The following is a 22,649-nucleotide window of genomic DNA, read 5'->3' on the forward strand; positions in this document are numbered from 1 at the left end:
TGTCAAAAGGCCTTTTATTCTCCCTAAAATGTATTGAATCCTCTCTTAATTAACTCAACACTATTTTGAATAGTGAAGAGTTGCACTTTACACTTAAAGCATGTAAACTTATCGACTAAGAGCAATATGGAAAGAAAAACGTTAGCAAAACTGCCATATTATTTAGCATTCTCAAATTTACAGTAAGGAAGAAATCACATGCCGAAGATGAAAATTTCTAGACTGATGTTTTATAGCACTATTTTGACTAGTGTTATGCTGTCTTCTTGCAGTCAACATGCCCAATCCTACTCAACAGTAGAAAATTCAGCGAGTAATACTGCTACGTATTGGACTGAGCAGCCATTTTGCAGCGGGCGTTACCAAATTAACTTACCAGCCAATCGTAAAGGTGGCACAAGTTGGATTAAATACAATGGTTGGCAGATAACCGTACGACCAGACTATTGGAATAAATCAGTAGAGTTGGCATCAAAGATCCAGGAGCTAGGTCATAATGGAAGTGATATCTTTATAGAAAACCGTACAATCGTTCCTAATAAAGCGATAGCTATGGTGACACAGGCTCCTGGTTCTTGGGAACACTCGGTGTCAAAGCACCTAAAAGGTATGCTCTATTATGTCGATTATAGGTTCAAATTAAGTAAGAACGATGCCTATACGGTTAGAGCTTTTGTTCGTATTATGCCTGTCAACGGTAAAGAGCCACCAAACCTTAAACAGCTTGAAAAAAGTAAAGTTGATGAAGCTATTAGGTATTTACAGGATGATTTTTTCAATAAGATGAGGGATCGTAGTGAGAGCGATATTCCGCAGCAACAGGGTGTCTGCCTGACAGAGGGGTTTATTGCTGATAAGGGATCCGAGCCATTTTGGGGCAGAGCGGGCATCAAAATCAAAGACTATAAAGACGTTTATGCCGAGCTAACGACGGGTGGATCTTTAGAGGAAGGTGATAAACCACTATTAGAACGAGATCTTTTCACTAAAGATAGTGCTTTGGATAAACTCTTCTCGTGGGCGAAATACAGCACCATCCGCAAAGGAAAGCGCAATATAAATGGCATGGCCGGCAGTGAAAAACTGGTTAAGTGGCAGGGAAATCGATATCTATTTATCTGGGAAAAAGATGATGGCAGTGTGAGATTTAAGATGACTTTCAGAACCAGTAATAACAATTCTGCTGGTTCCCCATTAAGTGAAAAGGAGGCTTTAACGGCTTGGGATGCAATATTGCCAACATTGAAAAAACGAATTTGATCAGATTTTTAATGAATAGAAACTTACTAAATTTATTAACTTTAAAGCTTAAGAAAGAGACAAAAATGAACCGTAAATATCGTAGAAAAAATGTATTTAAGATTGGCTTATTATATGGTGCTATAGCAATAGTATTAACAGGATGTTGTTCTTGTTGGCCGATGTGTATCTAGAAACATTGTCTTTACAATAAGGAAGAAATCACATGCCGAAGATGAAAATTTCTAGACTGATGTTTTATAGCACTATTTTGACTAGTGTTATGTTGTCTTCTTGCAGTCAACATCCCCAAACCCACTCAACAGCAGAAAATACAGCAAGCAATTATGCTCAAAATGCGGCAACGTATTGGACTGAGCAGCCATTTTGCAGTGGGCACTACCAAATTAACTTACCATCTAACCGTATAAGTGGGACTGGTTGGCTTAAATACAATGGTTGGCAGATAAGAGTGCGACCAGATTATTGGAATCTGAAAGTAGAATCCGCATTAGAGGTTAAAGAAAAAGGATATAATGGAAACGAGAGTTTTATAGAGTACCGCACTATTATTCCCAACAAAGCGATAGTTACGGTGACACAGGCTTCTGCTTCATGGGATAGCCCTTTATTAACTCAGGTAAATGGAATGCTTTATAATGTTGATTTTAGTTTTAAGTTAGGCAAGAACGATGCCTATTCCATTAGAGCTTTTGTACGCATTATGCCTGTCAACGGCAAAGCTCCCCCAAACCTGAAACAGCTGGAAAAAAGCAAAGTTGACGAAGCTATTGGGCATATACGGAATGATTTTTTCGACAAATTGAGAGATCGTAAAGATACTGAAATGCCACAGCAACAAGGTGTTTGTTTAACAGAAGGATTTATTGCCGATAAGGGAACTGAGCCGTTTTTTGGCAGTGCGGGCATCAAAATCAAAGACTATAAAGACGTTTATGCCGAGCTAACGACGGGTGGATCTTTAGAGGAAGGTGATAAACCACTATTAGAACGAGATCTTTTCACTAAAGATAGTGCTTTGGATAAACTCTTCTCGTGGGCGAAATACAGCACCATCCGCAAAGGAAAGCGCAATATAAATGGCATGGCCGGCAGTGAAAAACTGGTTAAGTGGCAGGGAAATCGATATCTATTTATCTGGGAAAAAGATGATGGCAGTGTGAGATTTAAGATGACTTTTGGTACCAATAAGAAAAATACCAAAGGTTCACCACTCAGTGAGCAAGAAGCTTTAACCGCTTGGGATGCAATATTACCTACATTGAAAAAACGACTTTAAACAATGGATTACCACTGCTAAATTAAAGTAAAAAACAAGCGGTCAAGTTTTGAAGAGCATTTGCAAAAATACTTCAAAATTTGACCGCACTTTTAAATCAAAAGCCTTCAAAACTTAGCGCATTGAGATTTTGATTATTAGTATTAAATTAAAAAAATCTAATGTGGCTTGCCTTGGAAATAATTGTAGAGGTCCAATTGAAAAATAGATAAACTGAAATCATCAGCAATTTTTGAAAATCTTCAGTTAGAGATGTAAAAGACCTGTCTCAATTTAGTCGCAAATCAACCTTATTTTAAATACTCGCCAAATAGCATGCACAAAGAGGAAAGTTACAATGGCTATTTTTAACAAATTTCAACGTGCCAAGCAGGTTGCAGAAATCTTATTACGTTATGGTTTAGATGAGTTTTTTGAACGCAGTAATTTAGAGAAGTGGTTACCGGAATCCCTTTCAAATAAGTTAGCCAATGAATCAAGTGGAAGCGTGTCTGTATATGAACGTATCCGTCGAGCGATGGAAGAGCTGGGCACAACTTACGTTAAATTAGGGCAGATGTTAAGTGATCGCCGCGATTTGCTACCAGTTGAAATGATTACTGAACTACAAAAATTGCAAGATAAAGTAGAAGTTCAGCCCATTGATATTGCAGAGAAATTTCAGCGTGAATTAGGCATAGATATTCATGAACATTTCGAAACGCTTGCTTCAGAGCCTATGGCATCAGCTTCTATCGGTCAAGTATTCAAAGGGCGGTTGAAAAACGGACAAGATGTTGCGGTAAAAATCAAGCGAGAAGGCATTGAAGAAGTCATTAAGGCAGATTTACTTATCTTACAAGATCTCGTGAATTTTCTAGAACAACGCAACGACATTATTTCTAACCTTCAACCTAAAGCGTTATTAAATACCTTCAAAGAATCCATTACAACAGAACTCTCCCTTGAAAGTGAGCGTCGTAGCATTGAGCGTTTTGCTAATAACTTTAAGCAAAATCCACGTATTTTAGTCCCACAAACCTATTCGAATTTATCAAACAATAACATTCTTTGTATGGATTTTGTGTATGGTTCAAAAGTGACCAATAAAGCACAGATTGAACAACAAGGTTTACTGGCTAAAGATGTTGCTTTACTTGGATTAGATCTCTATATGAAACAAGTATTTGAGTTTGGCTTCTTTCATGCTGATCCCCACCCTGGCAACATTCTATTAACGCCTGACGGGCGGATTGCTTTTATTGACTTGGGGGCAATGGGCAAACTCAGCCCTAAAGAACGCGAATTACTTGGAAATTGTTTGTACTATGCCTCTAAAAAAAATATGCGAAAAATCATCGAGACCATTAAGCAGCTTGCTGTCAGTTATAATGTGCCGAATGAAAAAGCGCTAGAAAATGATCTTTCTGAGATTTTCATGCTCCTCACTGAAAGCAATTTGGCAGGGTTAAATATCAGTGAATTGATGAATCGTTTTACCAAAATTATGAGCGAAAATAGCATTATTATGCCTGAGGGCGTTTATTTGCTAGCAAAAGGTTTTGCCCAGATTGAGGGGATCGGACGTTATCTCTATCCTGAATTAGATATTGCAGCCGTACTTAAACCTTATGTTACACAAATGCTCAAGAAACGATTTTCACCTAAACACGTGATTAGTGAAAATTTCGAAAAAATTGCTGACAGCTACAACAACTGGCTTTCGCTTCCGGAAGAAGTCAAAATTTTCTTACAAAAAATCAGCAATAAGGAAATTCGTCTTGAACATGAAATCCACGGATTAGAGCGTTTTCGTAAGACTGTCGAACGAGTGGGCATTATGTTGATTATTGCCGCACTCATTATTGCAGCGTCTATTTTATCGTTGAACGAAAATCTCCCTCAGCGTAATGGCATCCCAATACCAAGCTTGATTTGCGGTGCGATTGCATTAGTACTAGCGGTCTTTTTATTGATTAAGCGAATAGATAAGAATTAGTGTAATGAGGACAATACAAGCGGTCGAATTTTTAAGATGATTTGCAAAAACACCTCAAAATTTGAGCGCTCTTTGGAATGAAAAAATCCCCTAGCGCTTTATGCTAGGGGATTTTTGTTTTTAATGATGTGAGATTTATTTCAAACCTTTTTTCACCAAATCTTCATAACCACCATGGTTGGTTACATTGGTGTAGCCTGCATTTTTCAGCTCTGTTAGTGCGGCTTCGGCACGACGGCCACTACGACAATAAAGGTTGATTGGTGCATCTTTATCTGAGCCAATCGCTTTAACGCCTTCAACAATTTTATCGTGTGGAATATTCACCGCATCTTGCAAATGACCTGCGTTAAATTCCTCGGCTGAACGTACATCAATCCAAACGCCTTTTGCTTTTTCCGGTTGTACTGCACTTTGTTCTGTTTGTGGTGCAGTATTCGCAGAAGCAAAAAAAGGTACAGCAATGGCTGCCGCAGAAAGTACCGCTGTGAATAATTTTTTCATTATTCAATCTCCTATTAAATAGAAATAATATATTTACCTAAATAAATTTAGGGGTTATGTAAAACTAATAGTCATCATACGCCTAAATATAAAGATAATAAACTGTGAATGAAGTAAAAATTAAGTAAAATTTTCGTGAAATTTAACCGCGCTTTGTAATATTTCCCCCTATTTAATACGCCCATATCTCTAAACCTTACTATTAATTATTTCCGATTAGTAAAAAATGTTGTTCATAAACGGGTATTTTTCACACAAAGATTTAACCGTACAATCCTCCCCATCAAATATTGAGGAGAAAATAATGAAAAAAATGCCTGTATTGTTTGTTGGGCATGGTAGCCCGATGAACGTGTTAGATAAAGAAAACCCGTTCAATCAGAATTTCAGCCTAATTACACAAAACTTTCCAAAACCAAAAGCCATTTTGATGATTTCAGCGCATTGGTACAGCAGCCGTTTGCAGGTGACATCAGGTGAACACCCTGAAATGATTTACGATTTCTATGGTTTTCCTGAAGAACTCAGCCAAGTGCAATATCCCGCACCCGGTTCGCCTGAGTTGGCGGAGCAAGTGCGATCATTATTACAGCCAGAAAATGTCGAACTAAATCCAACGCGTGGTTTTGATCATGGTGCATGGGCGGTGTTGAAATATCTCTATCCCAATACCGATATTCCTGTGGTGCAACTTAGCCTTAACCGTTTGCAATCGGCAGAATGGCATTTCAATTTGGCGAAAAAATTATCTGCTTTGCGAGAACAAGGTGTGTTGATTATTGGGAGCGGCAACATTGTGCATAATCTGAGAGCGATAAGCTGGGAACATATTGATCAAATCGGCGCGGGGTATGACTGGGCGTTTGCTTTCCGTGAAACAGTCAATCAGGCGATTGCGACGCAAGATGATGAAACTTTGGTGCATTATGACCAGTTAGGTGAAAAAGCCGAGCTTTCTGTGCCTACGCCAGATCATTATTTGCCGTTGTTGTACATCATGGCATTACGTGAACCACAAGACGATATTACGTTTTTCAACGATAACCTGATTGCAGGATCGCTCAGCATGACGTCGGTTTTAGCGGGGTAAAACTCTGGATTAGGATGAGTAGTCTTGGGAAAAAAATCAACGTATCGCGAGCTTACGGGCTTGCTATTTTGCGAAAATTATTACCAAAAAATGCTGTAATAGAACCACTGGTTAAGCAACGCATTGCTAAAAGCAACAATATTGCGCAAGTCAGCGATGCTCCGTGTTATAGCATAAACTGTATAAGTTGGATGCAAATTAATTCAGCAAGTTTACTATATAATAATTGGGGATAAGGATAGTATAAGCTATTAGATTATTGAATAATAATTTACAAAATAACCGAACTTTTAAAGGAAAGAAAAAAGCTATCTGAAATTCATTTTATGTGTTCTATTAAGACCACCTTTTTATCTATGTGCCATCACTAGCTTTATCCACCACTGAAAAAATTTCTTGAACTTTCGTAAAGTTAAAAGTAAAGCTAACTAAGTATTTCTATAAAGTATTTCAAATTTTTTAGAGTGAGTTGAAAGATATTGGCACGATTTTGCTTAAACTAACATTAATTAACGTTTGACCAAAATTAATTTTGGTGCTATTTTTGGAAAAATTTTCCAAAAATATGATTGAGATTAGGTGTTAATATGTTTGTTGAGATGAATGTGACTAATTTTCGCTCTTTCCGTGATACCCAGACATTTACTTTGGTGAAAGGAAAAGGTGATGAATTACCGGAAAATACGTTTAATATTGAAGGTGTAAAGGATTTAAGCCTATTAAATTCGGCTGTCATTTATGGAGCTAATGCGAGTGGTAAGTCTAATTTATTAAGATCCTTACGTACAATGAAGAAAGTTGTAACGCAAACTTCACAGCGTGGGGACAAATTACCAGTTGTACCATTTAAATTGGACCCAACAATTTTAAATCAACCTAGTGAGTTTGAGGTAATCTTTATTATTGATGGAATTCGTTACCAATATGGATTTTCAGCAACTGAGGATAAAATTTTTGAAGAATGGTTATTTGCATATCCTAAAGGGAGAGCTCAAAAATGGTTTAAACGAATTTTCAATTTTGAAACACAAAATTATGATTGGAGTTTTAGTTCATTACTAGGAGGGACTAAGCAATTATGGAAAGAGGCTACACGAGAAAATGCACTATTTTTATCTACAGCAGTACAATTAAATAGTGAACAATTGAAACCTTTATTTGATTGGTTTGATAAAAAACTCAAATTTGGTGATATTGGAGGTTTTTCCCCAGAATATAGTATTTCTCTATGTGTTGAAAATAAAAAAAACGATATCATGAAATTCTTACGAGCCGCAGATTTAAATATTAATGATATTGAAATTAAAAAAGAAGAGTTTAATCCTTCTGCATTGCCTTCAGATATGCCAGCTTTTTTAAAAGAATTACTAATTAATAATATGAAAGGTGGACAGGTTGTAGATGTTAGAACAGCTCATTTAAATAATCATAATGAGGCAGTATTTTTTGATTTCGAAGATGAGTCTGACGGAACAAAAAAATTATTTGCTTTTGCTGGCCCTTGGATGGATGTATTAAAAAATGGCTATGTTTTATTTATTGATGAATTACATGATAATTTACATCCTAAGTTAGTTCAGTTTCTTGTTAAGCTATTTCATAATAAAGAAACAAATCCTAAAAATGCTCAATTAATTTTTACAACACATGAAACTTCGATCTTAAGTCAAGATGTCTTCCGTAGAGATCAAATTTGGTTCTGTGAGCGAAATAAAATGCAATCCACATCATTGTATCCACTTTCTGATTTTAGCCCTAAAAAAGGAAAGGAAAATTTAGAAAGATCTTATTTATCGGGAAGATACGGAGCTTTACCATTTATTCGTTCTTTTAATATGGAGTAAAAAATGGGGAGTGATGATTTATTCAAAAAGCGAAAAGCCAAAAAACTTAAGGACCATCAACGTAAAGTAGCAATGCGAAAGCCTTATGATAGGGTACTAATCGTTTGCGAAGGAGAGAAAACTGAACCGTCATATTTTATGGAATTGCGTGAATATTATGGATTGCATACAGCAAATATAGAAATAACTGGTGAGTGCGGTTCATCTCCTACAACAATTCTAGCCAAAGCAAAAGAATTATTTAATAAAGCTAAGCAAGATGGAAATCCTTTTGATAGAGTTTACTGTATTTTTGATAAGGATGAGCATACAACATATGAGCAAACTATTCTTGAAATAGAAAATATAACTCCTAAAGGAGTTTTCTTTTCAATTACTTCCGTACCATGTTTTGAGTATTGGATACTGTTACATTTTACATACAGTTGCAAACCATTTACTTCTTCAGGAAATAAAAGTGCAGCAGAATATGTAATTAGCGAACTAAAAAATTTTTACCCAGATTACGAAAAGAATAAAGAAGGTATTTTTATTGATTTGATAGATAAGCTTGATACAGCTATAGCTTATGCTAAACAGATTAGTAAATCTAACCAAAAGACAGTGACTGATAATCCATCAACATCAATTGGGGAATTAGTTGAGTATTTAAGAAACCTAAAATTATGAAATATTAATATCAAAAGGCCATCTAAAAATTGATACGGCCTTTTTACTTGACTCTCTTATCTCCACGCAGGTTCCACTTCTCCCACTGCTTTCTGAGATTTTTCATCCATTTCCACTTTAATATTGTGGTCCACCACCACATTCATGTTAATGGTGATGCCTTCCTTTGGTGTGTCCAATTGAATGGTCGGTGTGCAAGCCGTAAGTGTAAACATAGCCGCAAAAATAAAAAAGTACGGTTGAAATTTAAGGTGTTTTATCATTTGTCTTTGTCTAATTGCTTATAAAGTTTATATTGCAGATTTTGTTCAAATTGCGAGCCGTAGTCAATCATATTCCACAATTCAAACATATTTTCTTGGTGCGTATAATTTAACGTTATCGGATTATTGGTTCGCTTGGTTGGATTAAATCCGCTGATACTCGCCCGCAACGTCATTTGCCCTTTAGGATCGAGCGTCACCGCTGCATGGGAATTTTGCAGTTCCATTTCTTTTAATAAATCCACCAAAATATTCTCTGTCCAACCGCCTTTTTTCAGCCCTTTCACCATTTCATCCGTTAATTTGATGGACACATTCCCCACTTGTTCCAACGTGCCATTACAAATTAAACATTCCTTATGTCCGAGCCAAAATGGCAGGGTTGCATTAGCACGGCCGGTTAAGGTTACTTGATTATATTGTGCCAAAGCTAACACTTGCGCTAAATCAATATTGGTAAAAGAAAGTGTCGCCATTTTACTTTGTGGGAAAGTGAGCTGAGGTACCGTCAATTCACCATCAAATAAGGAAACTTTCACATTTTTTAAGATAAGTGGATTTTTCATGGTATTCGGATAACGACCGAATAAATCTAATTCCCCATTTGCGACAGAAAGCACCCCATAGCGAATATTTTTAGTCGAAATATGAATGGGTTTGCCCGAAGCCACTTGTAATGCCTCGTTTTCATAATTCATTGGGAAGCGAATATTCAAGCCATACACTTCACCATCTGGCATAGTGATTTTACCGTTTTTTAGGTTCAGCTCCCCACCCATTTTCACGCCATTGGTATTAATCACAAATTTGCTCTGTCCTTTGATGCTCCCTTCATGGATTAACCAGTTCCATTTTTGTGGGAAGAGTGATTGGAATACTTTTGCGGATTGTTCTTTCCAACTAATTTCGCCTGAAAGTGCACTATTCTGATATACACCCAAAACATCTAAAGGCCCAAGCGAGCCCGCCTTTAAATCACCTGCAAAATTGAAGTTACTGATACTCTTACCATCAATGCCTAAGCCAAAAACAGGCGAAACAAAACGACCGCCATAAGCCAGTTCAATCCAATCTGTTTTCGCTTGTAACAAGCCTCGAATATGTTCTTCTTCATAATCCCAACGGAGTCGATCTTTAAGTTCCAATGAAAGTGGTGCCATTTTTACCTCTTTCATTTTGACTTCTTTAGAATGAGCAGAAAGTTGATTTAATTCAATATGATCGGCTTCCCAAAATCCTTTACCTTCCATTTTGACTGGCGTATTTAAGGATTTCCAGTTTGCACTTCCATTGATAATCCAATCCCAACGGTTTGTCGCTTGTTTTTCCACTGACTGTAACTTATGTTCTTCATCTCGGAAGTCAAACACGGTTTTAATACCGGCAATAAACTCGTGAGCGTTTCCGTCTAATTTTAAATTGAGATTTTCAAACTGCGGGGTTGTGCCATTCAACGTTGCCTGCAAACGCCCTTCTAAGCCATAACGACCGATAATAATGTCATCTAACGGTAAACGAACATGTAACTTGGTGCCCTCTTGTTCGTTATCCATTTTAAAGACCGACCCCGGATAAAAATACACCACGGGATGCGTAAAAATCCCACCTAGATGATAAGTTAAATTGGTGAGTGCCACAGTCGAGTTATAACGCAAATCCCCACGTGTTTTCAGCTCAAAGTCCAATTCGTTATTGTCATCGCCCCCACCGATTTCACCATTTTTGCCTGAAATCACGATCTCCCCTTTGCCCATTTCGCCAAAGGTTTGCAAGATCACGTTCATATCAATGCTTAATGGCAACAAGCCTTCTGCTGCACGGTGGATAGATAACCCAAGGAAGCCTTTAATCGGTTGATAGCTGTCGAAGGTCCAATAAAATTTCCCCCATGAAATATCCAAACCGTCTTTGGTGAACACAAAAGGCACATCCAACAACGGCGAATTTGCTGTTAAATCTTGAACATTTAACTGACCATCCGCGCCTTGCCACGACACTTTTGCCTCGCCTTTGGTTACAGCAAGTTCTGGGTTATTCCAATTGAATAAAACATTTCCTTGTTGAGGAAGTTGAGAAAGATCGGGCTCAAAATTTGCAGTGAACTGAAGATCATAGGTTTTATCGCCTGATTGTTTGATATCGGTATTGCCTGTCCATTGGAAGATCCCATCTCGTGGCGTGACAGTGGATTGATGATGCAGCTCAAGCCCATCATTATTCGCTTGAGCTTCAAGGGCTAATTGGTTGCCATTATAGTTGGCATCTAACGCCCAATCAGCCGATAAAAAAGGCTGCAATGCGGCTTGTTTCAGTGCATCGGTATTTGTTAATTGAAAGTGTTTAACTTTGACATCAGAAATAGGTAATGCCGCCCAAAGTGCGGTCAAATTTGGTGGTGTTTTTTCAGCGTTATCGCTTGGTAAATGAGTTAAACAATCATAATTCAAACTCGCCTTTTCAACATCAAGACTACGTTTATTCCACCAAGTGAGTTGCGTATTATCGAGGTTTACAAGGGTACATTGGTCTGTTTTCACTTTTAGCTCAGGTAGCGTTAAACCTGTCGCTTTCCATTGCCAGTCATCCGCTAATTCAATGTGATAATGCGGTGCTAAAAAATGATTTGCGAGTTGTTCCACACGTTTCGGGGTCGCAAAAACGCGCACTAAGCCAACGCTTACTACGATCAACAGCAACAAAATAATCAAAGCCCACAGGCAACGCTTTCGCATAGTTTCCCCAATTACGCGATAAATAAATGAACAGAGACGTATTCTATCTTATCTCGTCCCAAATAGCTCAACTAACTTATCCCCAAAGAAATAAAATACTAATCCAAAGGCGACAATAATTAAGCCAATAAATTTCGTGATATTGACTTCTCGAATCGGCATACCGATAAGACCGAAATGATCAATAGTGGTTGCGGTAATTAATTGTCCGACGATGATAAAAAATAACATCGCGGTAATGCCTAGCTTAGGTGCAAGTAAAACCGTTGTGAACACGACAACTGCACCAAGTATCCCACCAATTAATTTCCACCAAGGTTGTGAAGGGACGGTTGATAAATTGCCCCATAAATCGGTTTTTACCCAAGCAATAAAAAAGAGAACGATCGTTCCCACTGCAAAAGAAATAAAGGTCGCGATCACTGCTTCGCCACTCATGGCTTTCGCCAACTGCGTATTAATGGCTGATTGCGTCGCGAGTGCGACACCTGCCGCTAAGGCGATAATGAGATAAACAAAAAACATTGAAACTCCCAACAGAAAATTTGGCTTATTTTAACCTTTTCCTATTTGTCTTGTCGCGAAATGCTTTCCATTCGATAAAAATCGTCCAAAAATCAACCGCACTTTGCATTTCATTCATAAATACCTCAAAAGTTGTAAGTCATCTTACCTGTTTATTTGATCTCGATCACTATTTGACTATTCTTTATTTGACGGTAATCTTCAAATCCATACACTAAACTCCATTCGGAGCAATCGTTTGCGTAATGCGTATTGAAAGCAAAATAGACTGATTTTATCAACTCAATGGGAGGAATATCCATGACCCACATTATCGTTGCAACGCACGGTAAGTTTTCTGAAGAAATCGTCAATTCCGCCGCTATGGTGTATGGCGAAGATGAAAACTGCCATGTCGTGACTTTCTTACCGGGTGAAGGTGGTGAGCATTTAATCGAGAAATACAATGCGATTATTGCCACGCTGCCTGAAAATGAACCTGTGCTCTTTTTGGTCGATTTATTTGGTGGTAGCCCTTATAACGCGGCAAGCCGAGTTGCCAGTGAAAGGGATAATACCGATATCGTCACCGGCATTAATCTACCGATGTTGCTAGAAGTACTTGATGCTAAAGATGGCGCTAGCTTAGATGAATTGGTAGAAACCGCGAAAGAAGTCGGGGTCGCTGCCGTGAAATCCTTCCGTCAACCTAAAGAAAGCAAGCCTGCTCCAACGCCAGCCTCTAAACCAGCTGAAGCACCAAAAACCTCTCCAAATCCAACCGCACTTTCTGGCAATATGAACATTTCCTTGTTGCGTATTGATAGTCGTTTAATCCACGGTCAAGTGGCAACCTCTTGGGCGAAAGCAGTGAAATGTGAAGCGATTTTTGCGATAAATGATGATGTGGCGAATGATGCGCTTCGTCGTGATTTATTACTCCAAATCGCGCCTGAACATTTGAAAGCTTATGTGATTCCTGTGGAAAAAGCCATTAAGGTGTATCACAACCCGAAATATGCAGGTAAAAATATTCTTTGGTTAGTGACCAACCCAACGGACATCCTGCGTTTAATCGAGGGTGGCGTGAAAATTGATAAGGTCAATGTGGGCGGTATGACCTATCGCGAAGGCGATAAACTTATTTCTCAAGCGGTTGCGGTTAACCCAACAGATGTAGCGGCATTTAAACAGCTTTTAGATAAAGGCGTGGAATTAAGCTTACAACAAGTGGCGAGCAGCCCGAAATCAATGCTCACACACAAAGAGCTTGATGCGATTCAATTTTAATTACGAGGACAATTCATTATGACAACAATGGAAATTATTTTAGTCACGCTCGTTGCCGCCATTTGCGGAATGGGGAGTGTATTGGACGAACGTCAAACCCATCGTCCTTTAGTTGCTTGTACCCTAATAGGCTTAGTATTAGGTGATTTAGAAACCGGTATTATTGTCGGTGGTACCCTTGAATTAGTGGCATTAGGCTGGATGAACGTGGGTGCAGCAATGGCACCAGATGCGGCATTAGCCAGTGTGATTGCGACTATCCTTGTCATCAAAGGCGGACAAGATAAAGGGAGCGCATTAGCGATTGCGATTCCGGTAGCGGCGGCAGGTCAAGTATTAACCATCTTCGTTCGTACTTTAACTATCTTCCTTCAACACAAAGCCGATGATTTTGCCGCAAAAGCGAACTTCCGAGGTATTGAATTCTGTCACTTTAGCGGCCTTGCATTACAAGCGTTACGCGTGGCAATTCCAACCTTCTTCGTTGCGTTAGTAGCAGGTACGGATACGGTAACCGAAGCATTGAACGCGATTCCAGAAGTGGTTACTCGCGGTTTACAAATCGCTGGTGGTTTTATCGTGGTCGTCGGTTATGCGATGGTCATCAATATGATGCGTGCAGGCGCATTAATGCCATTCTTCTTCCTAGGCTTCGTGATCGCCTCTTTCACCAATTACAACCTTGTCGGTCTCGGTATTTTAGGCACATGCTTAGCGATGATTTACATTCAATTGAACCCACGTTTCCATCAATCTACTGCACCACAAGCAGTTGCAAAACGTGAATTAGCTGACGATGAACTTGAAGGACTATAAGGAAGAAATTATGACTGAACAAACTAAAAAATCATTAACAAAAGGCGATATTCGTAGCACTTACTGGCGTTCAACTTTCTTGCTTGGATCCTTCAACTTTGAACGTATGCAAGCAATGGGTTTCTGTGTATCCATGATCCCAGCCATTAAACGTCTTTACAGCAAAAAAGAAGATCAAGCAGCGGCATTAAAACGCCATTTAGAATTCTTTAACACCCAACCTTGGGTCGCATCATCTATCATCGGTGTAACCGCTGCGATGGAACAAGAACGTGCGAACGGTAACGATATTGATGACTCAGCAATCAGCGGGGTGAAAGTCGGTTTAATGGGCCCATTAGCCGGTGTGGGTGACCCAATTTTCTGGGGAACATTACGTCCTGTATTGGCCGCACTTGGTGCAGGTTTAGCCATTACTGGTAGCCTTTTAGGGCCATTGCTTTTCTTCATCGGTATCAACCTTTGCCGTGCAGTAACTCGTTGGTATGGTTTCAAATACGGCTATGAAAAAGGTACCACAATCGTTAACGATATGGGTGGCGGTCGCTTACAAAAATTGACGCAGGGGGCATCTATCCTCGGTCTCTTTGTCATGGGCTCTCTGGTATCGAAATGGACGAGTATCAACATTCCATTAGAACTTTCCCGCTATAAAAACCAAATGGGCGAAGAAGTGGTGACCACCGTACAAAGCGTGTTAAACGATCTTCTCCCAGGCCTTGCGGCGTTAGGTTTAACTTTCTTATGTATGTATTTATTACGTAAAAAAATCAACGCCATGTACATCATCTTCGCCTTATTCGGCGTGGGTATTTTAGGCTATCATTTTGGTGTGTTGGCATAATATATTATGATATTGCCTTCCCTCTTTCGCTTGAGGGAAGGCAAATTTTTAGCATGACATATAAACCCTATGAACTGGAAAGATCTCATCAAGCCACCACCGGCTGAAGGCTATATTAAAAATTCATCCAATTTAGTGACCGCACTTTTTGTTCTGGCGGGCATTCTTTATTACCCCACTAATGGCTATGGCGCCGTCATCGCTTTAATTGCCGCATTAATTGTATTAATCGGACAAAAAATGCTAATTGCTCAAACCAATAAAGACTTCACTGAAATGCAGTTAGCCGAAAAGCAATTCCAAGAAACCCAAAACAGCGATTACCTCCGCTTTATTGAAGCACGCGCCACCCAAATGTTGCACGACAACAAAGTCCTTTCCGAAAAAGGCAAAAAAGAGTTGGAGAGATTACTGTCTATCGTCAAAACGCATTTAGCATAGCTGATCCAAAATAATCATAACTTTTAGCTATATGAAATAAGCTTTTCTTCTTTTTCTTACTTAAGTTAGAAAGGTATTATCAAGCGGAAATTTATGATTTATCCCTTAGGAGTAGTTTATGTCTCAATTTAAAATTCACACCATTGAATCAGCCCCTGAAGCGGCACAAGAAGCCTTAAAAGCCGTACAAAATGCAAATGGTTTTATTCCAAATTTAATTGGTGTTCTCGCGAATGCCCCTACTGCACTTGAAACTTATCGCACGGTAGGCGGTATTAATGGTCGTAACAGCTTAACGGCAACAGAACGCGAAGTGGTGCAAATTACTGCAGCTGTAGTTAACGGTTGTGGTTTCTGTGTAGCAGGCCACACGAAGATCGCTTTAAAAGTGTTAAAACTTGAAGAAGAGCTTGTAAACCAAATTCGTGCAACTGCTCGTATTGAAAGTGATAAAAAACTGGATACTTTAGCGCGTTTCACCCTTGCCGTTATTTTACAAAAAGCAAAATTAACCGAAGCGCAGCTTAAAGCGTTTTTTGATGCGGGTTATACCCAAGAAAATGCTATTGATGTGATTTTAGGTGTCAGCCTCGCCACATTATGTAACTATGTGAACAACATTGCTGAAACCCCAATCAACCCTGAATTACAGGCATTTGCATAATCAAGCCAATATAAAAAGTGCGGTCAAAAATGACCGCACTTTTTTATTCCTTCACAAATTGTTTTATTTGATCTGAATTGAGATGCCCAGGTTGGACTTTGATAAGATTTAAATCCTTATCTAAGAGTAAATTAAACGGATAGCCTAATACATTAGCTCGTTTAATGATTTCACCCTTTTCATCCAATAATACCGTGATATTTTTGTAATCCAGACCTTGATACCAATTGATAAATTTTTGGCTGTTTTGCTCGTTCTTTTGTCCTGGTGAGGCAATCGTAATCACATTAAAATCAAGATTTTTTTCTGCACTGAGATCGTCAATTTCCACTAAACCAGCCAGACAAATTGGACACCAAGATGCCCACATTTTGATATAAAGCGGTTTGCCTTGATATTGTGATAAAGATACAGTTTGATTATCCAATGTTTTCAAGGAGATATCAGCCAAAGACACCTTTTCTTGTGCAAAACTCAATGGACTCAAAAATAATAAAAGTGCGGTCAATATTTTTTTCATTTTTTCCTCTTATTTCACAAAAGGAATCAAATCGCCATAACCTTGTTTTTCCATTTCATCCAATGGAATAAACTTAATCGATGCGCTGTTGATGCAATAACGTAAACCACCTTTATCACGCGGACCATCATCAAACACATGGCCTAAATGGGCATGACCACTGCGGCTTAACACCTCAATGCGAGTCATGTTAAAGCTATTGTCTCTTTGATACTCCGCCACTTCAGCGGCAATCGGTTTAGTAAAACTTGGCCATCCACAACCAGATTCAAATTTATCTTTGGAAGAAAATAACGGTTCTCCCGTGGTGATATCCACATAAATACCAGGCGCGAAATTATCCCAATATTCGTTACTAAAAGAACGTTCGGTATGTTTGCCTTGTGTCACGTCATATTGAAGTGCGGTCAATTTTTGCTTTAATTCTGTATCACTTGGTTTTGGGTATTTTTTATCATCAATTAATGGCTCATCCGCTTTTTTGATATCGATATGACAATAGCCATTCGGATTTTTCTTGAGATAATCCTGATGATACTCTTCCGCCTCCACATAATTTTTCAGCGGTTCTACTTCAATTTGGAGCGGCGCTTGATATTTGCTTTGTAAGGTTTTCAATGCTGCTTCAATAACGGCTTTATCTTGTTCGTTTTGATAATAAATGCCGGTTCGATACTGTCTGCCACGATCATTGCCTTGCTTGTTAATACTGGTTGGGTCGATAACACGGAAATAATATTGCAATAATTTATCTAACGAAATTTTGTTTGGATCGTAAGTGACTTTCACGGTTTCAGCATGATCTGTCGCGTGCAATAATTGATAGTTCGTGGTATCGCCTTTTCCATTGGCATAGCCAGAAACGGCATCAGTCACGCCTTGAATGCGTTCCATATAAGCTTCTAGTCCCCAAAAACAACCACCAGCAAGATAAATAATTCGTTGTTCTTGTTTGCTTTCCATTGTCATTTTTTGCTCCTTTGATGAAGTTGTATTATCAGCATACGTTAAACTACTTTGCAAACCGCCAAAAAGTGCGGTCAATATGAGAAATGTTTTTGTATATTTCATTTTCTTTCCTTATTATAGAAAAATCTTCAACTTACATTTCATTAGACGAAGACAAGCCCATTTTCTTACAAAATAAGGCAATTTTTTTACCGCACTTTGTGCAAGGAACCTTTATGCCAAACATACATCTCCGCAATAATTATCAAAAAGCTGTTGTTTGTATGGTGTTAGCTTACATCAGCATTGCCTTAATGGGCGTATTTGTAAAATACGCCTCTGATGAATTACCGTCCAGTGAAATTTTATTTTCCCGTTTCTTTATTGGTTTTGTGTTTCTCCTGCCTTTTTTGATTAAAGATGGAGATTTCAAAGTCGATATGTCGCAATGGAAGTTTCTCGTTTTGCGCAACCTCGCCGGCATTGCCAGTATGTTGTTAACCTTCTATGCCATTAAATATTTGCCGATTTCCATTGCAATTTTATTGATGAATACGTCCGCACTTTTTGTGCCTTTATTGCTGTTTTTCTTTAAAGTCAGAACACCATTAAAAGTATTGGCTTGCAGTTTTATGGGCTTTATTGGTGTATCCATCATTATGCTGACTAACGGCTCAATGAATATCAATCCTATCCATGTAGGCTATGCTTTGGGGGCGGCAGTATTAGCAGCCATGGCATTTATCAGCTTACAAGAGCTCAATAAGCACAACTCACCTAAAAATATCGTGTTTTACTTTCACTTATTAGGCTCAATTTTATTGCCGCTCTTTTTCATCGCACAATGGAAAATGCCAACATTACATGGATTTGCATTACTGCTTTTGGTGGGCGGATTCGGTCTTATTTTCCAATTATTACTCACTCGTGCCTTTAAATACGCGCCTGCAAATGTCATCACGCCTTTTGCCTTTACCGGTGTCATTTTCTCCAGCATCTGTGACTGGCTCTTCTGGGATAACGTACCAAGCCTAAATTTCTGGATTGGTTCATTAGTCATTATTGTTGCCGTCAGTCTGCTTGCTAGAATGCGGGCGAAATAGAGAAATCCGACCAAATAGCTAAAATATAACTATTCTCAATAACATTGTTTTAATGTATAATCCAAACGCTTTTATTATTGAGGACATAACATGAAAAAATTATTGAAAACCACTTTAGCTTCCGCATTGTTAATGGCATCTGCATTTGCTAGTGCCGTCACGATTAAAGATGCAAAAGGCGAATTTACCCTTGATAAAACCCCAAGCCGTGTTGTCGCATTGGAATATTCTTTTGTGGATGCCTTAGCCCAAGTCGGTGTAAGCCCAGTGGGTGTGGCTGACGATAACAAAGTCGATCGTATTTTGCCGCAAGTACGCGAAAAAATTGCTGCATGGCAATCCGTTGGCACACGTTCTCAACCGAGTCTTGAAGTGATTGCTTCTCTGAAACCCGATTTAATTATTGCCGATCCTTCCCGTCACACAGCGGTGTTTGAAGAATTGAAAAAAATCGCACCAACGGTGATGTTCGATTCTCGTCATGAAAGCTACCAAGAAAATCTTGAAACTGCACAAAAAATTGGTGATTTAGTGGGTAAAAGCGCTGAAATGAAAGCGAAGATCAATGAACATAATGATTACATTGCCAACATTGCAAAAAATCTAGGTGTGCAAGGCAAAAAAGCCTCATTTGGTACTTCCCGAGAAGATAAATTTAATATCCAAAATGACAATGGCTATGTGGGTAGTTTCTTAACGACATTAGGTTTTGCCCCAACCAAACTTAATAGCGATCAGGCTTTCGTGGAAATCAACCTTGAACAATTAGTAATGGAAAAACCGGAATACTTGTTCATCGCCCATTATCGTGATGAAAGCATTGCGCGCAAATGGGAAGCCGAGCCACTTTGGAAAGCCATTCCTGCCGTAAAAGCAAATCATGTTTACAGCGTTGACTCCGACATGTGGGCTCGTGGTCGTGGCTTAGAAGCGAGCAAAATTATGGCAAAACAAATTGAAGGTTTCGTGAAACAAAAATAATGATGAAGTCCATTTTCCGTTGGGGACTTCCCCTTATCATTCTGGCTTTCCTATTATGGGGAAGCCTGTTTTTGTATTATCCCATCGAAATTCGACCGCTTGCAGCGTTACAAGCATTCCTCCCCGATGGCGATGAAATTGCCAAAATCACCGTAACCGATTTACGCCTGCCGCGCGCATTAGTTGGCATGATTTTAGGTGCCAATCTTGCGGTGGCAGGGGCGTTGTTACAAACCATTACGCGCAACCCACTGGCCTCACCTACGCTACTCAGTGTGAACTCAGGAGCCAGTCTTGCCATGGTGACCACCAGTGCGTTTAGCCCCTTGATTCTTTCTGGTTATAGCATTGCCTTAGTGGCCAGTATCGGTGGCGGTCTGAGTTGGTTTGTAGTGATGCTGATCAGCAATGGATGGAAAGACAACAGTGGGGATCGTAGCCGGGTAATTTTAGCGGGGATTGCTGTATCACTACTGTGTGCAGCGCTCACGAAATTGGTGCTAATTATCGCAGAAGATCATGCCTTCGGTATTATGAGTTGGCTAGCTGGCGGCATTGCACATGCCCGTTGGAATGAATTATTGACGTTATTTCCGTTCTTTATTTTGACCGCACTTTTCTGCCTGTTTTTTGCCAGTCGTTTGAATTTACTCAATTTAAGCGATGAATCCGCTCGTTCACTAGGCATCAATCTCTTCCATTTACGTTGGTACGCTAACATCATGGCGTTATTGATTGTGGGCTCAAGCGTGAGTGTTGCTGGTCCAGTGGCCTTTATTGGCTTACTCGTGCCTCATCTTGCTCGCTATTGGATTGGTTATGACTTGCGAAAATCTCTCCCCATGGCGATGTTACTCGGCGCAATTTTAATGCTCGCTGCAGATACCATTGCCCGTGCGGTTAATTTCCCTAGTGAAGTACCTGCTGGTGCGGTACTTGCCTTAATCGGTGCGCCAGTCTTTGTATTATTTGCCAGAGGAAGACACTAATGCGAGCTTCTCATGTATCTTTTCGCGCTATCGGCTTTTATGTCGTCACGCTTAGTTTGATGGTACTACTCTTTGGATTGAGTATTCGACTTGGCACTTATACGCTTTCCTTTGAGGAAATTTGGGCGGCCTTTCAGCCTGACGATAAAAACTATTTTACCTTGATGGAATATCGCCTACCCCGTGCGGTATTAGCGATTTTATTAGGCGGAGCCTTAGCAATTTCCGGTGTGTTAGTGCAAAGCGTGGTGCGTAATCCGCTTGCCTCTCCTGACATTTTAGGGATTAACAACGCGGCTGGGTTGGTTGCTGTTTCGGTATTGATGTTCTTGCCAAACTTGGCATTTTACTGGATGCCAATTTTTGCGTTTTTAGGCGGCGTGCTCTCTTTTGTCATTTTATGGATCGTGTGCGGTTTTAGCTTCCGCCCTATCAAAATGGCAATCATTGGAGTTGCACTTTCCGCATTGTGGGCAGCCATTAGTCATTATCTGATGCTCACCAATCCGGTCGAGATCAATACGGCGATGTTATGGCTCACAGGAAGCCTGTGGGGACGCAGCTGGTCTTATTTGAATGTGGTATTGCCATGGTTAGTGGTATTGCTACCCTTACCATTTATTTTCTGTCGCGATCTCGACACCCTTGGTTTAGGTGAAAACAAAGCCTCCACCTTGGGCGTAACCGTAAATAAAGTGCAAATCAGCGTTTTAGTGTTAGCGGTAGCCCTTTCCACTACAGCCGTGGCAATTTGCGGTCCGATTGCCTTTTTAGGCTTGGTTGCTCCGCATCTTGCCCGTCGTTTAGTTGGCGGCAGACATCGCACCCTATTACCGGCAGCCTTGATTATTGGCGCCCTCTTATTACAACTTTCGGATATTTTGGCGCGGGTGATTGACCCACCAACTGAACTCCCCGCGGGTATTCTGACCGCGATTATCGGTGCGCCATATTTCTTCTACTTATTGATGAGAACTAAATAATGAGCATTGAAATCAATAATTTATCTTTAGGTTATCAAGATAAACTCGTGGTTAAAAATCTGTCGCTAAAATTCCCGAAAAATAAAGTGATTGCATTAATCGGCCCAAATGGTTGCTGTAAGTCCACCACATTAAAAGCGGTGGCTCGTTTGCTCAAACCGAAGCAAGGCTCAATCACCCATAAAGGTCAGGATATTTGGCAAAAAAGCCCTAAAGAATATGCCCAAGAATTGGCTTTTCTCCCGCAGCAACACCTGGTACCAGAAGGGATTAAAGTGCAGGAATTGATTGCCTACGGGCGTTCGCCTTACTTAAATCTCTGGGGCAAACTCAGCCAAAAAGATGAAGAATTGGTCACTTGGGCGATGGATCAAACACAAACTGCCGAACTCGCCGAACAGTTAGTTTCCGATTTATCTGGTGGTCAGCAACAACGGGTATTTTTAGCCATGACACTTGCGCAAGATGCTGAATTAGTGCTACTCGATGAACCGACTACTTATCTGGATTTAAACCGTCAAGCAGAACTCATGGGCATGATGCGACAAATGCAACAAAATGGCAAAACCGTGATTACGGTGTTGCATGATCTCAACCAAGCCTGTCGCTATTGCGATCACTTAATCGTCATGAAAAAAGGTGCAGTAATGGCACAAGGTACGCCCGATGAAGTGATGACCGAAGAGTTGCTGAAGGATGTATTTGATTTGAATGTCATCATTCATCGTGATCCTATCAGCAATACACCGATGTTTATTTTGAAATAACCTACTATCACTTCTCTAAATATCAAATAGGCGTTTTATTTTACTAAAACGCCTATTTTTTTACCTAAAATCCCCGCTGTTATACATAAATAATGCTTTTTATAGCTCAATTAGAGGTCGGACCACTTTGCGAAACTTACACTTTCTTTACATTGTCATAAAAGTGGAGTCCACAATAAA

Annotated in this window: 21 protein-coding genes and 1 pseudogene; 16 read left to right on the forward strand and 6 right to left on the reverse strand. The window is 39.6% G+C overall.

The annotated features are described in order from the left end of the window. The first annotated feature begins 198 nt into the window (after positions 1 to 198). The 3 genes from HMPREF3279_RS00080 (at position 199) to HMPREF3279_RS00090 (ending at position 4,517) form a co-directional block, all read left to right on the forward strand. A complete protein-coding gene (locus HMPREF3279_RS00080) occupies positions 199 to 1,260 on the forward strand; it encodes a T6SS immunity protein Tli4 family protein (protein WP_070867686.1) in 1,062 nt (353 codons plus the stop codon). A gap of 205 nt (positions 1,261 to 1,465) precedes the next feature. Further along, positions 1,466 to 2,539: a T6SS immunity protein Tli4 family protein gene (locus tag HMPREF3279_RS00085; protein WP_070867687.1), complete on the forward strand. Its 1,074-nt coding sequence runs from the start codon at positions 1,466 to 1,468 to the stop codon at positions 2,537 to 2,539. Between the two features lie 337 nt (positions 2,540 to 2,876). Beyond that, entirely contained in the window at positions 2,877 to 4,517 is a 1,641-nt protein-coding gene (locus tag HMPREF3279_RS00090; protein ID WP_070867688.1) for an ABC1 kinase family protein, read from the forward strand. A gap of 135 nt (positions 4,518 to 4,652) precedes the next feature. Here HMPREF3279_RS00090 and HMPREF3279_RS00095 read toward each other — a convergent pair whose 3' ends face one another. Beyond that, complete coding sequence (locus HMPREF3279_RS00095) at positions 4,653 to 5,021, reverse strand: rhodanese-like domain-containing protein (protein ID WP_049384607.1); 369 nt, start codon at positions 5,019 to 5,021, stop codon at positions 4,653 to 4,655. A 304-nt stretch (positions 5,022 to 5,325) separates the two neighbouring features. On the opposite strand from HMPREF3279_RS00095, the gene ygiD reads away from it, so the two are divergent. The 3 genes from ygiD to HMPREF3279_RS00115 all read left to right on the forward strand — a co-directional run bounded on the left by ygiD (position 5,326) and on the right by HMPREF3279_RS00115 (position 8,624). Continuing rightward, positions 5,326 to 6,111, forward strand: a complete 786-nt coding sequence (gene ygiD, locus HMPREF3279_RS00100) for a 4,5-DOPA-extradiol-dioxygenase (protein WP_070867689.1) — start codon at positions 5,326 to 5,328, stop codon at positions 6,109 to 6,111. 587 nt (positions 6,112 to 6,698) lie between these two features. After that, the gene (locus HMPREF3279_RS00110; protein ID WP_070867691.1) at positions 6,699 to 7,955 is read left to right on the forward strand and encodes an AAA family ATPase; all 1,257 of its coding nucleotides are present in this window, start codon (positions 6,699 to 6,701) and stop codon (positions 7,953 to 7,955) included. Between the two features lie 3 nt (positions 7,956 to 7,958). Continuing rightward, on the forward strand, positions 7,959 to 8,624 hold the full coding sequence (locus HMPREF3279_RS00115) for an RloB family protein (RefSeq protein WP_070867692.1): 666 nt from the start codon (positions 7,959 to 7,961) through the stop codon (positions 8,622 to 8,624). Between the two features lie 56 nt (positions 8,625 to 8,680). On the opposite strand, the gene HMPREF3279_RS00120 is transcribed toward HMPREF3279_RS00115, so the two are convergent. From HMPREF3279_RS00120 to HMPREF3279_RS00130, 3 genes are read right to left on the reverse strand one after another with little or no spacing between them, the layout of a single operon-like run. Next, on the reverse strand, positions 8,681 to 8,887 hold the full coding sequence (locus tag HMPREF3279_RS00120) for a YnbE family lipoprotein (protein ID WP_070867693.1): 207 nt from the start codon (positions 8,885 to 8,887) through the stop codon (positions 8,681 to 8,683). Next, positions 8,884 to 11,619, reverse strand: a complete 2,736-nt coding sequence (locus tag HMPREF3279_RS00125) for a YdbH family protein (protein ID WP_070867694.1) — start codon at positions 11,617 to 11,619, stop codon at positions 8,884 to 8,886. Before HMPREF3279_RS00125 ends, HMPREF3279_RS00120 begins: the two co-directional genes overlap by 4 nt. Positions 11,620 to 11,667: 48 nt before the next feature. Continuing rightward, complete coding sequence (locus HMPREF3279_RS00130; protein ID WP_070592640.1) at positions 11,668 to 12,144, reverse strand: DMT family transporter; 477 nt, start codon at positions 12,142 to 12,144, stop codon at positions 11,668 to 11,670. 300 nt (positions 12,145 to 12,444) lie between these two features. On the opposite strand from HMPREF3279_RS00130, the gene HMPREF3279_RS00135 reads away from it, so the two are divergent. From HMPREF3279_RS00135 to HMPREF3279_RS00155, 5 genes and pseudogenes are all read left to right on the forward strand, one after another. Continuing rightward, positions 12,445 to 13,413: a mannose/fructose/sorbose PTS transporter subunit IIB gene (locus tag HMPREF3279_RS00135; RefSeq protein ID WP_065420069.1), complete on the forward strand. Its 969-nt coding sequence runs from the start codon at positions 12,445 to 12,447 to the stop codon at positions 13,411 to 13,413. Between the two features lie 18 nt (positions 13,414 to 13,431). Further along, on the forward strand, positions 13,432 to 14,229 hold the full coding sequence (locus HMPREF3279_RS00140) for a PTS mannose/fructose/sorbose transporter subunit IIC (protein WP_005695178.1): 798 nt from the start codon (positions 13,432 to 13,434) through the stop codon (positions 14,227 to 14,229). Between the two features lie 10 nt (positions 14,230 to 14,239). Beyond that, positions 14,240 to 15,073: a PTS mannose transporter subunit IID gene (gene manZ, locus HMPREF3279_RS00145; RefSeq protein WP_049364739.1), complete on the forward strand. Its 834-nt coding sequence runs from the start codon at positions 14,240 to 14,242 to the stop codon at positions 15,071 to 15,073. A 69-nt stretch (positions 15,074 to 15,142) separates the two neighbouring features. Then, positions 15,143 to 15,511 (forward strand): annotated as a pseudogene (locus HMPREF3279_RS00150) (hypothetical protein); the annotation flags it as partial. A gap of 121 nt (positions 15,512 to 15,632) precedes the next feature. Beyond that, positions 15,633 to 16,178 (forward strand): carboxymuconolactone decarboxylase family protein, encoded by a 546-nt coding sequence (locus HMPREF3279_RS00155; RefSeq protein ID WP_005695174.1) that lies wholly within the window; start codon positions 15,633 to 15,635, stop codon positions 16,176 to 16,178. Between the two features lie 43 nt (positions 16,179 to 16,221). Here HMPREF3279_RS00155 and HMPREF3279_RS00160 read toward each other — a convergent pair whose 3' ends face one another. Next, entirely contained in the window at positions 16,222 to 16,698 is a 477-nt protein-coding gene (locus HMPREF3279_RS00160; RefSeq protein WP_070867696.1) for a redoxin family protein, read from the reverse strand. A gap of 9 nt (positions 16,699 to 16,707) precedes the next feature. Further along, positions 16,708 to 17,769, reverse strand: coding sequence for a bifunctional peptide-methionine (S)-S-oxide reductase MsrA/peptide-methionine (R)-S-oxide reductase MsrB (gene msrAB, locus HMPREF3279_RS00165; protein ID WP_070867697.1), 1,062 nt, complete (start codon positions 17,767 to 17,769; stop codon positions 16,708 to 16,710). A 113-nt stretch (positions 17,770 to 17,882) separates the two neighbouring features. Between msrAB and HMPREF3279_RS00170 the strand changes: the two genes are divergently transcribed. The 5 genes from HMPREF3279_RS00170 (at position 17,883) to fecE (ending at position 22,469) form a co-directional block, all read left to right on the forward strand. Further along, positions 17,883 to 18,749 carry a DMT family transporter gene (locus HMPREF3279_RS00170; protein WP_070867698.1) on the forward strand — a complete coding sequence of 289 codons (867 nt, stop codon included), beginning with the start codon at positions 17,883 to 17,885 and terminating at the stop codon, positions 18,747 to 18,749. A gap of 90 nt (positions 18,750 to 18,839) precedes the next feature. Continuing rightward, positions 18,840 to 19,730 carry a Fe(3+) dicitrate ABC transporter substrate-binding protein gene (locus HMPREF3279_RS00175; RefSeq protein ID WP_070867699.1) on the forward strand — a complete coding sequence of 297 codons (891 nt, stop codon included), beginning with the start codon at positions 18,840 to 18,842 and terminating at the stop codon, positions 19,728 to 19,730. After that, positions 19,730 to 20,719, forward strand: a complete 990-nt coding sequence (gene fecC / locus HMPREF3279_RS00180) for an iron-dicitrate ABC transporter permease FecC (RefSeq protein WP_049384617.1) — start codon at positions 19,730 to 19,732, stop codon at positions 20,717 to 20,719. Before HMPREF3279_RS00175 ends, fecC begins: the two co-directional genes overlap by 1 nt. After that, positions 20,719 to 21,702, forward strand: a complete 984-nt coding sequence (gene fecD, locus HMPREF3279_RS00185; RefSeq protein WP_070867700.1) for a Fe(3+) dicitrate ABC transporter permease subunit FecD — start codon at positions 20,719 to 20,721, stop codon at positions 21,700 to 21,702. Before fecC ends, fecD begins: the two co-directional genes overlap by 1 nt. Beyond that, on the forward strand, positions 21,702 to 22,469 hold the full coding sequence (gene fecE, locus HMPREF3279_RS00190) for a Fe(3+) dicitrate ABC transporter ATP-binding protein FecE (RefSeq protein WP_070867701.1): 768 nt from the start codon (positions 21,702 to 21,704) through the stop codon (positions 22,467 to 22,469). The genes fecD and fecE overlap by 1 nt, the downstream gene beginning before the upstream one ends. The last annotated feature ends 180 nt before the right edge of the window (positions 22,470 to 22,649 follow it).

The sequence above is a fragment of the Haemophilus sp. HMSC71H05 genome (assembly GCF_001838635.1).
In the GTDB taxonomy this organism is placed as follows: Bacteria; Pseudomonadota; Gammaproteobacteria; order Enterobacterales; family Pasteurellaceae; genus Haemophilus_D; species Haemophilus_D parainfluenzae_R.

Excerpts from the sequence above, each read along its gene's own strand:
- HMPREF3279_RS00115 (WP_070867692.1), top strand. The coding sequence starts at position 7,959 with ATGGGGAGTGATGATTTATTCAAAAAGCGAAAAGCCAAAAAACTTAAG.
- HMPREF3279_RS00170 (WP_070867698.1), top strand. The coding sequence starts at position 17,883 with ATGCCAAACATACATCTCCGCAATAATTATCAAAAAGCTGTTGTTTGT.
- HMPREF3279_RS00120 (WP_070867693.1), bottom strand. The coding sequence starts at position 8,887 with ATGATAAAACACCTTAAATTTCAACCGTACTTTTTTATTTTTGCGGCT.
- HMPREF3279_RS00155 (WP_005695174.1), top strand. The coding sequence starts at position 15,633 with ATGTCTCAATTTAAAATTCACACCATTGAATCAGCCCCTGAAGCGGCA.
- HMPREF3279_RS00085 (WP_070867687.1), top strand. The coding sequence starts at position 1,466 with ATGCCGAAGATGAAAATTTCTAGACTGATGTTTTATAGCACTATTTTG.
- HMPREF3279_RS00160 (WP_070867696.1), bottom strand. The coding sequence starts at position 16,698 with ATGAAAAAAATATTGACCGCACTTTTATTATTTTTGAGTCCATTGAGT.
- HMPREF3279_RS00125 (WP_070867694.1), bottom strand. The coding sequence starts at position 11,619 with ATGCGAAAGCGTTGCCTGTGGGCTTTGATTATTTTGTTGCTGTTGATC.
- fecE (WP_070867701.1), top strand. The coding sequence starts at position 21,702 with ATGAGCATTGAAATCAATAATTTATCTTTAGGTTATCAAGATAAACTC.
- ygiD (WP_070867689.1), top strand. The coding sequence starts at position 5,326 with ATGAAAAAAATGCCTGTATTGTTTGTTGGGCATGGTAGCCCGATGAAC.
- HMPREF3279_RS00110 (WP_070867691.1), top strand. The coding sequence starts at position 6,699 with ATGTTTGTTGAGATGAATGTGACTAATTTTCGCTCTTTCCGTGATACC.
- HMPREF3279_RS00175 (WP_070867699.1), top strand. The coding sequence starts at position 18,840 with ATGAAAAAATTATTGAAAACCACTTTAGCTTCCGCATTGTTAATGGCA.
- HMPREF3279_RS00090 (WP_070867688.1), top strand. The coding sequence starts at position 2,877 with ATGGCTATTTTTAACAAATTTCAACGTGCCAAGCAGGTTGCAGAAATC.
- HMPREF3279_RS00140 (WP_005695178.1), top strand. The coding sequence starts at position 13,432 with ATGACAACAATGGAAATTATTTTAGTCACGCTCGTTGCCGCCATTTGC.
- fecC (WP_049384617.1), top strand. The coding sequence starts at position 19,730 with ATGATGAAGTCCATTTTCCGTTGGGGACTTCCCCTTATCATTCTGGCT.
- fecD (WP_070867700.1), top strand. The coding sequence starts at position 20,719 with ATGCGAGCTTCTCATGTATCTTTTCGCGCTATCGGCTTTTATGTCGTC.
- HMPREF3279_RS00080 (WP_070867686.1), top strand. The coding sequence starts at position 199 with ATGCCGAAGATGAAAATTTCTAGACTGATGTTTTATAGCACTATTTTG.
- manZ (WP_049364739.1), top strand. The coding sequence starts at position 14,240 with ATGACTGAACAAACTAAAAAATCATTAACAAAAGGCGATATTCGTAGC.
- HMPREF3279_RS00135 (WP_065420069.1), top strand. The coding sequence starts at position 12,445 with ATGACCCACATTATCGTTGCAACGCACGGTAAGTTTTCTGAAGAAATC.
- HMPREF3279_RS00095 (WP_049384607.1), bottom strand. The coding sequence starts at position 5,021 with ATGAAAAAATTATTCACAGCGGTACTTTCTGCGGCAGCCATTGCTGTA.
- HMPREF3279_RS00130 (WP_070592640.1), bottom strand. The coding sequence starts at position 12,144 with ATGTTTTTTGTTTATCTCATTATCGCCTTAGCGGCAGGTGTCGCACTC.
- msrAB (WP_070867697.1), bottom strand. The coding sequence starts at position 17,769 with ATGAAATATACAAAAACATTTCTCATATTGACCGCACTTTTTGGCGGT.